The following is a 10,390-nucleotide window of genomic DNA, read 5'->3' on the forward strand; positions in this document are numbered from 1 at the left end:
CGAGGCCGTTCAGGCCGAAGCGGGGGTCTGGGGGCGGCAGCCCCCAGGGACGGGACGGGTAGGGGCGGCGGGGGCGAGGCTGCATCCATCAGCGGCTCCGCCGCGGGCTCTACGCCAGCCCCCGCCGAGCCACCGCCGGGGGCCGATGCCCCGCAATCGACGCCACCATGTCCAGCACCTGCCGGGTCTCGGCGACCTCGTGCACCCGGTAGACCTGCGCGCCCAGCCACGCCGACACGGCCGTGGTCGCGAGCGTCCCCACCACCCGCTCCTTCAGCGGCTTGTCCAGGGTCTCGCCCACGAAGTCCTTGTTGGACAGGGAGACCAGGACGGGCCACCCCGTGTCGACCATCTCGCCGAGCCGCCGCGTCGCCTCCAGGCTGTGCCGGGTGTTCTTCCCGAAGTCGTGCCCGGGATCGATCAGCACGGACTCCCGGGGCACCCCGAGCGCCACCGCCCGCTCGGCCAGCCCCAGCGTCACCCGCAGGATGTCGGCCACGACATCGTCGTACGTCACCCGATGCGGACGCGTGCGCGGCTCGGCGCCCCCCGCGTGCGTGCACACCAGCCCGGCCCCGTACCGCGCCGCGACCTCCGCGAGGCCGGGGTCGACGCCGCCCCACGCGTCGTTCAGCAGATCCGCGCCGGCCTCGCACACGGCCTCGCCGACCTCGGCCCGCCAGGTGTCCACACTGATGACCACGTCCGGGAAGCGCCGCCGCACCTCCGCGACGAACCCCACCGTGCGCCGCGCCTCCTCCTCGGCCGACACCTCGTCGCCCGGACCGGCCTTCACCCCGCCGATGTCGATGATGGCAGCGCCCTCCGACACCGCCTGCTCCACGCGCGCGAGGGCGGGCTCGTCCCGGAAGGTCGCTCCCTGGTCGTAGAAGGAGTCCGGGGTCCGGTTCACGATCGCCATGATCACCGGCTCGTGCGCCTCGAACGCGCGCCTGCCCAGCCTGAGCATCCCCTGTGACCTCTCGTAGTACGACCTGGGTGAGACCGGTTCCTCGGCCGCCTGCGACCCTAACTGTCAGACTCGCATGGCACGATCGGACCCTGACACATTCAGCTTCATCTTCAGCTTCATCCAGCTTCCGAACATCGAGCGTGGGGACCACAGCGATGGTTATGTTCTTGTTCCTGGTCGTCGCTCTCGCCGTCGTGGTCGCCGCCGTGACACTGGCCGTGGTGGGCGGCGGGGAGAGCGAGGGCCCGTTGCCCGAGGTCGCCCCGGAGCGGCTGCAGGACCCGCTGCCGCCGGACCGGCCCGTGGGCCGCGCCGACGTCGACAGCCTCCGCTTCCCGCTCGCCGCCCGCGGCTACCGCATGGCGGACGTCGACGACGCCCTCAACCGCCTCGGTGCCGAACTCGCGGAGCGCGACGCCCGCATCGCCGACCTGGAGTCCGCACTGGCGGGCGCCCAGGCCGCCGCACACCACGTCTCCATGGACAAGCCGGTGCACGGCCGGGAGGACCAGCAGTGAGCGACGGCACCGCCATCGCCGGCCCGGACGGCGCCCTGCGCTGCCCCTGGGCCCTGTCCACCGAGGACTACGTGGCCTACCACGACGAGGAGTGGGGCCGCCCGGTCCACGGCGACGACGCCCTCTACGAGCGCCTCAGCCTCGAGGCCTTCCAGTCGGGCCTGTCCTGGATCACGATCCTGCGCCGCCGCCCCGGCTTCCGCGCCGCCTTCGCCGACTTCAGGATCGCCAAGGTCGCCGCCTTCACGGAGACGGACCGCGCCCGCCTCCTCACCGACCCCGGCATCATCCGGAACCGAGCCAAGATCGACGCGACACTGGCCAACGCGCGGGTGCTGGCGGAGTGGGAGCCGGGGGAGCTGGACACCTTCATCTGGTCCTACGCACCGGCGCCGGGACCGGCTCCGAAGACTCTGGGGGACGTGCCCGCGGTCACCCCCGAGTCGACGGCCCTTTCAAAGGCCCTGAAGAAACGGGGCCTGCGCTTCGTCGGCCCGACGACGGCGTACGCATTGATGCAGGCGTGCGGGCTGGTGGACGACCACTTGGAGACGTGCGTCGCGAGGAGCGCCCCGTAAGGGGCGCGCACCCCACAACGGAGATCACCGCCCCAAGTACTTCGGCTTCTCCTTGTTCACAAACGCCTGCACCGCGATCACATGGTCCTCGGACGACCCGGCCCGCGTCTGCAGCTCGTCCTCCTTGTCCAAGGTCTCGGACAAGGTGTGCGAGAACCCGTAGGCCACCGCCTCCTTGATCGCCGCATACGCCACGGTCGGCCCCTCGGCCAAGGCCCGCGCCACCTTCTCCGCCTCGGCGTGCAGCTCGCCGGCCGGCACCAGCCGGTTGGCGATCCCCAGCTCGTACGCCTCCTGCGCCTTGATGCTCCGCGGGAAGAGCAGCAGGTCGGCGGCGCGCCCCGGGCCGACGACCCGCGGCAGGGTCCAGGACATGCCGGAGTCGGCGGTCAGCGCGACCCCCGCGAAGGACGTGTTGAAGGCTGCGGTGTCCGCGACGACGCGGTAGTCCGCGGCGAGAGCGAGACCGAAGCCGGCCCCGGCGGCCACCCCGTTCACCCCGGCCACCACCGGCTTCGGCATCCCGGCGATCGCCCGCACGACGGGGTTGTAGTGCTCCTTCACCGTGCTCATCGTCTGCCCGGACCCCGTCTCCCGGTCCTGCGCCAGCAGCCCGATGTGCTCCTTGAGGTCCTGACCCACACAGAACGCCCGCTCCCCGGCGGCGGTCAGCAGCACCGCCCGTACGGCGTCGTCCTCGGCCGCGGAGCGAACCGCCTCCCGCAGGGCGACCTTCGTCGCGATGTTCAGCGCGTTCATCGCCTCGGGGCGGTTCAGCGTGATCGTCGCGAGTCCGTCGCTCACCTCGTAGAGCACGGTGTCGGCCATGGTGTGTCCCCTCGGCTGTCGCGGTTCAGGCGTACCGGCCGGTACGCCCCTGTCCGTAGGACAGCATGGCGGAGATCACCGCCGGGAGACCGGAGTGGACGTGTGACCTGCGTCAAAGAATCCGGGACGGTTCCCGGTCGGCGGAACTCCGTGCGGCCGCGCAGTATCGCAGTCACATCGCCGAATTGAGTGGTTTTGCTCGCGCGCGTTGCCCAAGCGATGCCGACTGATGTTGGTCATCGGGTCCTGAGATGCGGGATAATGGCTGGGAAGCAATGTGTTCGATGCCGGTGTCGCGTGTCCCACGCTGGACAGGCGTGCCCTCCCAGGGCCGTCGGCTTTGACGATGAGCTGGTTTCAGGAAGGGGAACGAGCATGGCGGCCATGAAGCCGCGGACGGGCGATGGCCCGCTCGAGGTGACCAAGGAGGGGCGGGGCATCGTCATGCGCGTTCCGCTCGAAGGCGGCGGTCGGCTCGTCGTCGAGCTGACCCCTGACGAGGCCGACGCGCTCGGCGACGCCCTCAAGAAGGTCGTCGGCTGACGCGGAAAGCGACCATACCCTTTCAGCTGCCCCGGCATCCAAGTGGTGCCGGGGTTGCTGTTTCCCGGACCTTCCCACCCGTGTTCCGGCCCCTCACCGCTTGACCGCGCACAGCAGTCCGTCGCCCACCGGCAGCAGCGAAGGCACCAGCTCCTGGCTCTCGCGCACCGCACGCAGCAGCTCCCGCAGCCGCAGGACCTCCGTGGGCTGCGGGCCCGAGTCCACCGTGCGGCCGTTGGCGAAGACGCCCTCGAAGACCACGAGGCCGCCGGTGCGCAGCAGACGCAACGATTCAGCGAGATAGTCGAGGAACTCCAGACGGTCGCCGTCGCAGAAGACGAGGTCGTAGCCGGCGTCCGCGAGCCGGGGCAGGACGTCGAGGGCGCGGCCCGGGATGAACCGGGCGCGGTTGCTGGCGAAACCGGAGGCGCGGAAGGCCTGGCGGGCGAACTGCTGGTGTTCCGGCTCGGGGTCCACGGTGGTCAGCACTCCGTCCGGGCGCATGCCGTGCAGCAGATGGATGCCGGAGACACCGGTGCCGGTGCCGATCTCCGCCACCGCCTTCGCGTCCACGGAAGCCGCCAGCAACCGCAGCGCGGAGCCCGTGCCGGGCGACACCGAGCGCAGGCCCGCCTCACGGGCCCGGTCGCGGGCCCAGCGCAGCACTTCGTCCTCGGCGACGTAGGCGTCGGCGAACGCCCAGCTCGTCTGCCGGTTGCCGGTAATGACCCTCTCCTGTCCCCGTGGTTGCCTGGGCGTGACTGTATCCGTTGGGGCCGGGAACCCGCAGATGGGACCGGGCGTTTAGAGGGGTAGGAGACGGCACGGGGGGACACAGTTGGATCACGATGAGGGGCAGCGGCCGGAGCAACTGCGGAAGCAGGGGTCCGAGCGGTATCAGCCCAGATCAAATTCTCGTAAAACCGCTTATCCGGAGCTAACGGGCGAGGTGGCTATGGTAGGGGCTCCACTGGACACCACCAGAGCCGACAGGGGAGGTGCGGCTGCGCCTGTGGATCGGGGAGGAGTGCTGCGGCGCTTTCTCGGTTCGGCAGGCAGGCCGAAATCCGTGAACGACACCGCTGCTGACCCCAGCCACGCCGCTGACCACGCCCAGACCGCGACTTTCTCCACCGACGCGGACGGGCAGGCGTGGACTCCGCCCACCTGGGAGGAGATCGTCAGCACACACAGTGGCCGCGTCTACCGACTCGCCTACCGCCTCACCGGTAACCAGCACGACGCCGAGGACCTCACCCAGGAGGTCTTCGTCCGCGTCTTCCGGTCCCTGTCGACCTACACGCCGGGCACCTTCGAGGGCTGGCTGCACCGGATCACCACCAACCTCTTCCTGGACATGGTCCGCCGCAAGCAGCGCATCCGCTTCGACGCCCTGGGCGACGACGCGGCCGAGCGGCTGCCGAGCCGCGAGCCGTCCCCCCAGCAGGTCTTCAACGACGCCCACTTCGACGCGGACGTCCAGCAGGCTCTCGACACCCTCGCGCCCGAGTTCCGCGCCGCGGTCGTCCTGTGCGACATCGAAGGACTGTCGTACGAGGAGATCGCCGCAACCCTCGGCGTCAAGCTGGGCACGGTCCGCTCCCGGATCCACCGCGGCCGCTCGCAGCTGCGCAAGGCTCTCGCCCACCGTTCGCCGGAGGCCCGGGCCTCCGAGCGGCGTTCCTTCGTGCCTCGTGTACCCGCACTGGGGGGAGGGGGCGCGACCGCGTGAGTGGCACACGACCCAGCCCCGCCGAAAGGCGTCTGGCCGAGCAGCATCTGGGAGACCGACTCTCCGCCCTGGTGGACGGAGAGCTCGGTCATGAGTCGCGCGAGCGTGTCCTCGCCCACCTGGCCACCTGCGCCAAGTGCAAGGCGGAGGCCGATGCGCAGCGACAGCTGAAGAACGTGTTCGCGGAGGCAGCCCCGCCGCCGCCCTCCGAGAGTTTTCTGGCCCGGCTGCAGGGCCTCCCGGGGGGAGATGATCCGAACGGCGGTGGCTCGCCGTTCGGCGGGGGTGGACTCCTCGGGAGCACCCCCGGAAGACCGGGCGGCACCGGGGTCTTCGGTCTGAAGCGGGGTGAGCGCTTCGAGTTCGAGTACGTCCCCTCCTCTTCCTCGCACGCCCCGATGCTCCCGCCGTCCGCGGACCGCGGCTTCCGCATACACGACGTCAGCCGACACGAGGCCGAACGCTCGGCCTCGCGCGGGATGCGGTTCGCGTTCGTCGCCGCGGGCGCGGTGTCGCTCGCCGCGGTCGCGCTGGGCGGCGTCACGGCGGGCACGCCGGTCGACACCACGGACGCGCGCGGCGGCACGGGCGCGGGCAGCAATGTGACCCCGATGCGTACGCAGGGGACGGGCGCCGCGACGGCTCCCGAGACCCAGCGGCGCCGGGGCGGCGGCCCGCTGCTCGCGCAGGGCCGGCAGTCGCTCGGCGACGCCCCGGTGGCCCCCACCCAGGTGTCCGCACCGCTGCTGCCGGGGGTACCGAGCCCGGCCACCGCGGCGCAGACCATGCACACGCTGACCACCCCCGTGATGGCGGGCGCCGCAGTGATGTCCCCGCTGATACGTCCGCTCACCACGACCCCGCTGCTCACCCTGACCTCCTGGTCCACGGCCCCCGAGGCCTCGTCCCCCGGCCTGCCGGCCGCACCCGTCCTCGACTCGGCCTCCGCTCCCTCCTCACCCCACACCTCCCGCTGACCGGCCCCTGCGCGACGGCCCGCGAACCTGGTTGAATCCAGGGTGGACCGCGCCCACGGCAGTCAGCCGCGCGCGGAGTCGACGACTGAGGCCACCGCCGACGTGCCGTGCTGCGCCGTGGCCAGCTGTGGGGAGAGCATGAACGAGGGGAAGCCCACGAAGCCGAAGTGGTGGAACCGGCCACGCCCGCAGACCCCTGCGGCGCCCGCACCGGGGGCCGCGGAGGCGGCACCGGGTTCGACGGCGGGACGGGTGGAGGCTGCGGGCACCGGCGCCGGTTCACCGGCGTCCGTGGGCGCAGCTGCGGATTCGGCGGCGGTCGTGGACACGGCGGCAGGACCGGCGGCCGGGGGCTCGACGGCCGTCGCGGATGCGGCGGGCGGCGCTGCCGGTTCGGCGATGTCTGTGGACGCGACTTCGGATGCGCCGACGGTCGCGGCCGCGGTTGCGGGCTCGACGGTGGTGGCCGAGTCCGCGGCCGGTCTCAGTGGGGCTGCGGATGCGGCGCCGCGACCCGTGGCCGGGACTGCGCCGGTGGACGGTGGGGCGGCCCTGGCACACGGTGCCGGCGGCGACTTCGAGTTGGATCCGCCGTCCGTGGACCGCGGTGTGACAGCCGCCCCCGAGGCTGCCGTGGAGCCCGGTCGGCCGGAGGGCGGCGGCCACGACCGCGCGGCTGGGCCCGAGGGAGACTTCGAGCTCGGCCGGCCGGAAGGTTTTTCCGCTGAGGGCGCGGCTGTTGCCGGGAGCGAGGGCGCATCCACGGACGGAGGCGCTCTCCCCGACGGTGACTTCGAGCTGAGGGCTCCGCAGGACACGGCCCAGGACGGCCTCACCGTCGGCTCGCTGAGCACCCCCGGGGGACAGGACCCGGAGGAGCCGCCCACCGGGGGCGACTTCGAGCTGCGCCCGCCCGCCGGGACGGCCTCCTTCGCGGACCAGGACCCGGCTGTCTCCGCCCCGCCCGCCGCCGAGCGTCCCCGCCCGCTGCACGACCCTGATCCCTACAGCACCCCGCCCTACGGCGAGCCCGGCCCCTGGGCCCCCGCCCCGCCGGTACAGCACCCGGCGGCCAGACCCGCGCAGGGCACGGCGATACCGACGCCGCCCCACAGCGCCCCGGCCCCGATGCCGCCGTCGCCCCCCGGGACGCCGGTCACCCCCGTGGCGGCCTCCACGCCCCAGGCCGCCCCGACCCCGGTGCCGCCACCGGCCCCCGGCACACCCGTCACCGGCGTACCCACCCCTCTGGCGGCCCCCGAACCCCACGGCGCCCTCGACCCGACCCGGCCTCCTGGCACGCCGGCCCCTGCCGCCCCCGAGGCCCACAGCACTTCCGCCCCCACGCAGCCTTCCGGCACAGCGGCCCAGCTGTCGCCCCCCGCCGTGCCCGACCCTGCCGGTACGCCCGGCTCGACGCAGCCCGGCGCCGCGCTCCTCTCCACCCCCTGGCAGAACTACGACCCCTGGGCTGCCGCCCCCCTCCAGCAGACCGGGGCTGTCGTCGAGCGGCGGCGGGTGCGGAGCGGGCTGGTGGGGGGTGCCGTGGTGCTGGCGCTGGTGTCCGGTGTGGTCGGTGGGGGTATCGGGGCGTACCTCGAGCGCAACGGGGGCGTAGGAGCCGTAGAGCTGCCGCAGGCCGGGAAGGAGCCTGCCGGGCGGGCTCCGGACAGTGTGGCCGGGATCGCCGCCCGGGCCCTGCCCAGCGTGGTGACCCTGCATGTGACCGGCGCCGACGAGTCCGGCACCGGAACCGGGTTCGTGCTCGACGACCAGGGTCACATCCTCACCAACAACCACGTCGTCGAACCGGCCGCCGGGTCCACGGGCGTTACGGGCGGGATATCCGTGACCTTCAACAGCGGGGACACCGCCAAGGCCACCGTCGTGGGGCGGGACAGCGGCTACGACCTCGCCGTCGTCAAGGTCAGCAATGTGCGCGGGCTGAAGCCCCTGGCCCTCGGCAATTCCGACAATGTCCAGGTCGGCGACCCCGTCGTCGCCATCGGCGCCCCCTTCGACCTGGAGGGCACCGTCACCGCCGGCATCATCAGCGCCAAGGAACGCCCCATCACCGCCGGCGGCGACAGCTCCGACGGGAGCGACGTCTCGTACGTGGACGCGCTGCAGACCGACGCGCCGATCAACCCCGGCAACTCCGGCGGGCCCCTCCTCGACTCGAAGGCCCGTGTCATCGGCATCAACTCCGCCATCCGGTCCGCCGACAACAGCACCGACGAGAGCGGCCAGGCCGGTTCCATCGGGCTCGGCTTCGCCATCCCCGTCAACCAGGCCAAGCGGGTCGCCGAGGAACTCATCAACAGCGGCAGGGCCACCCACCCCGTCATCGGCGTCACCCTCGACATGGACTACACCGGCGACGGCGCCCGCGTCGGCACCAAGGCCTCCGGGGGCGGCCCCGCCGTCAGCAGGGGCGGCCCGGGTGACAAGGCCGGCATCAAGGCGGGAGACATCATCACCGAGGTGGACGGCGAGCGCGTGCACTCCGGCGAGGAGCTGATCGTCAAGACCCGCGCCCACCGCCCCGGCGACCGCCTGGAGCTGACCGTGCGGCGCGGCGGCGAGGAGAAGAAGATCTCGCTGGTGCTCGGTTCCGCCGACGGCGACTGATGGACACGAACCTCACAGACACGTGCCCCCGTCACCGTCCCACAGGCAAACAACCCCCAAAACCGCGCAGGAAGACGCACTCGGAAACCTCGGGACAGTACCGGTCGTACGGGATCGCCGGGTACCGTGGATCCGGCCCGGACCACGGAAGACCCGCACAGACCACCGAGGGCCGAGGACCGAGGACATCGCAAGGAGCTTCAGGTGTTCAATGACATAGGACCGCTCGAGCTGGTGACGCTCGTTGTCCTTGCTGTGCTCGTCTTCGGTCCGGACAAGCTCCCGAAGTTCATCCAGGACGTCACACGGACGATCCGCAAGATCCGTGAGTTCTCGGAGAGCGCGAAGCAGGACATCCGCAGTGAACTGGGCCCGGAGTTCAAGGACTTCGAGTTCGAGGACCTGAACCCCAAGACGTTCGTCCGCAAGCACCTGGACAACGACGAACTGGGGCTCAAGGAGATCCGCAACGGCTTCGACCTGAAGAAGGAGATGGCCGAGGTCACGGACGCCGTCCACAGCACCGAAGCGCCGTCCTCCCCTTCCTCCTCGACCTCCGGTTCCACCGGCGGCCGTGTCGACATGACGAAGAAGCCCGAGGAAGACGACCGCCCGCCCTTCGACGCGGACGCCACCTGAGAACTCAGGCCTCTGGGCCGTACGCCCCGGCTGATCCCCTGCGCTCTACCCGCGCCCTACGTGACGCGTTTCATAGTCCACGGCGCCCCCGCACGGCCTGAACCCGCCCTCGGCGCGCCCCACGCGCCGGGCGGTTTCCGTGCTGTCCTGAGCGGGGTGGCTATGCTGCCGAGTTGTTGTGCGGACCGTACTTCGAGGAGTAACGCCGCCCGAAGGGGGGCGGGCCGCTCCGGTCCGACGAGAACGAGGAGGCGTCCGGGCACATGGAGACGACGAGTCAGGCAGTCGCGCAGGCGCCGGCCGCGGAGGGCCAGGAACACCTGTCCTCCGCCCGGCGCACGGTCGACGGCTACCTGCTGGCGCCCTTCCCGTGGTACGGCCTCGACGAGGCCTTCACGGGTCCGCGCTGGCTGATGCAGGTCGGGATGGCGGCCGACGACGCGGTCGAGCACGGTTCGATCGGGCACGGCGAAGAGCCCTCCGTGAAGAACGAGTACGCGGTCGGGACGGCCGGAGAGCCCAAGGAGAAGTTCGCGGTCGTGGTGACGGTCGCGGCCAACCCCGTGCGGCGCAGCGCGGACGGCACGGGGCTCCTGGAGGCCACCTCGGTGTCCTCGGCGGCCTGGCTCGCGGGTGTGGGGCTGCTGTCCTTCACCTGGCCGGGCCAGATGGACCACTCCCTGCGGGACGACTGGCTGGAGCAGCAGACCGAGACGGCCTGGGCCCTCGCGGACGACCTGGCCGGTCCGGACTGGTCGACGCTGTCGCTGCCGGTGGACGGCGTCCCCACGCCGTTCCACTACCGCGAGTCCGAGTTCGGCTGGGTCCTCGCGGGTTCCACGCAGCAAGGGGTGCACGTGGGGGCGTACGGGAGAGGCCGGTGAGCCATTCGGTGAGCAGGGTGGCGGCGTCCATGGGTTCATGATGCCGGGAATCCACGAACGATCAAGTCACAAAACTTCGGAGCTACC

The 10,390-nt window shown here is 71.9% G+C and carries 12 protein-coding genes; 8 read left to right on the top strand and 4 right to left on the bottom strand.

What is annotated here, in order from left to right; translation table 11 throughout:
- Positions 1-109 precede the first annotated feature (109 nt).
- Positions 110-970 carry a dihydropteroate synthase gene (folP, locus tag ACWC1K_RS50180; protein WP_351483490.1) on the bottom strand — a complete coding sequence of 287 codons (861 nt, stop codon included), beginning with the start codon at positions 968-970 and terminating at the stop codon, positions 110-112.
- 164 nt (positions 971-1,134) lie between these two features.
- Here folP and ACWC1K_RS50185 point away from each other — a divergent pair, with 164 nt between their 5' ends.
- Together ACWC1K_RS50185 and ACWC1K_RS50190 are read left to right on the top strand one after the other, a co-directional pair.
- Positions 1,135-1,491: a DivIVA domain-containing protein gene (locus ACWC1K_RS50185; RefSeq protein WP_450840873.1), complete on the top strand. Its 357-nt coding sequence runs from the start codon at positions 1,135-1,137 to the stop codon at positions 1,489-1,491.
- Positions 1,488-2,069: a DNA-3-methyladenine glycosylase I gene (locus tag ACWC1K_RS50190; RefSeq protein ID WP_450840863.1), complete on the top strand. Its 582-nt coding sequence runs from the start codon at positions 1,488-1,490 to the stop codon at positions 2,067-2,069. The genes ACWC1K_RS50185 and ACWC1K_RS50190 overlap by 4 nt, the downstream gene beginning before the upstream one ends.
- A 24-nt stretch (positions 2,070-2,093) precedes the next feature.
- Here ACWC1K_RS50190 and chcB read toward each other — a convergent pair whose 3' ends face one another.
- Positions 2,094-2,897 carry a 2-cyclohexenylcarbonyl CoA isomerase gene (gene chcB, locus ACWC1K_RS50195; RefSeq protein ID WP_450840864.1) on the bottom strand — a complete coding sequence of 268 codons (804 nt, stop codon included), beginning with the start codon at positions 2,895-2,897 and terminating at the stop codon, positions 2,094-2,096.
- A 375-nt stretch (positions 2,898-3,272) separates the two neighbouring features.
- On the opposite strand from chcB, the gene ACWC1K_RS50200 reads away from it, so the two are divergent.
- Entirely contained in the window at positions 3,273-3,440 is a 168-nt protein-coding gene (locus ACWC1K_RS50200; RefSeq protein ID WP_003966491.1) for a DUF3117 domain-containing protein, read from the top strand.
- A gap of 93 nt (positions 3,441-3,533) precedes the next feature.
- Here the strand turns inward: ACWC1K_RS50200 and ACWC1K_RS50205 are convergent, their stop codons facing one another.
- Positions 3,534-4,166, bottom strand: a complete 633-nt coding sequence (locus ACWC1K_RS50205) for an O-methyltransferase (protein ID WP_078912336.1) — start codon at positions 4,164-4,166, stop codon at positions 3,534-3,536.
- Between the two features lie 301 nt (positions 4,167-4,467).
- Between ACWC1K_RS50205 and sigE the strand changes: the two genes are divergently transcribed.
- Both sigE and ACWC1K_RS50215 read left to right on the top strand, forming a co-directional pair.
- On the top strand, positions 4,468-5,172 hold the full coding sequence (gene sigE / locus ACWC1K_RS50210) for an RNA polymerase sigma factor SigE (protein WP_078912335.1): 705 nt from the start codon (positions 4,468-4,470) through the stop codon (positions 5,170-5,172).
- Positions 5,169-6,149 carry an anti-sigma factor family protein gene (locus tag ACWC1K_RS50215; RefSeq protein WP_450840865.1) on the top strand — a complete coding sequence of 327 codons (981 nt, stop codon included), beginning with the start codon at positions 5,169-5,171 and terminating at the stop codon, positions 6,147-6,149. Before sigE ends, ACWC1K_RS50215 begins: the two co-directional genes overlap by 4 nt.
- Before the next feature lie 62 nt (positions 6,150-6,211).
- Here ACWC1K_RS50215 and ACWC1K_RS50220 read toward each other — a convergent pair whose 3' ends face one another.
- Positions 6,212-6,478, bottom strand: coding sequence for a hypothetical protein (locus ACWC1K_RS50220; RefSeq protein WP_450840867.1), 267 nt, complete (start codon positions 6,476-6,478; stop codon positions 6,212-6,214).
- Between the two features lie 304 nt (positions 6,479-6,782).
- Between ACWC1K_RS50220 and ACWC1K_RS50225 the strand changes: the two genes are divergently transcribed.
- From ACWC1K_RS50225 to ACWC1K_RS50235, 3 genes are all read left to right on the top strand, one after another.
- Positions 6,783-8,780 (top strand): trypsin-like peptidase domain-containing protein, encoded by a 1,998-nt coding sequence (locus tag ACWC1K_RS50225; RefSeq protein WP_450840875.1) that lies wholly within the window; start codon positions 6,783-6,785, stop codon positions 8,778-8,780.
- Positions 8,781-8,984: 204 nt separating this feature from the next.
- The gene (locus tag ACWC1K_RS50230) at positions 8,985-9,419 is read left to right on the top strand and encodes a sec-independent translocase (RefSeq protein WP_450840869.1); all 435 of its coding nucleotides are present in this window, start codon (positions 8,985-8,987) and stop codon (positions 9,417-9,419) included.
- A 263-nt stretch (positions 9,420-9,682) separates the two neighbouring features.
- Positions 9,683-10,303, top strand: a complete 621-nt coding sequence (locus tag ACWC1K_RS50235) for a hypothetical protein (protein WP_450840871.1) — start codon at positions 9,683-9,685, stop codon at positions 10,301-10,303.
- The last annotated feature ends 87 nt before the right edge of the window (positions 10,304-10,390 follow it).

This window comes from Streptomyces sp. NPDC001492 (assembly GCF_053597275.1).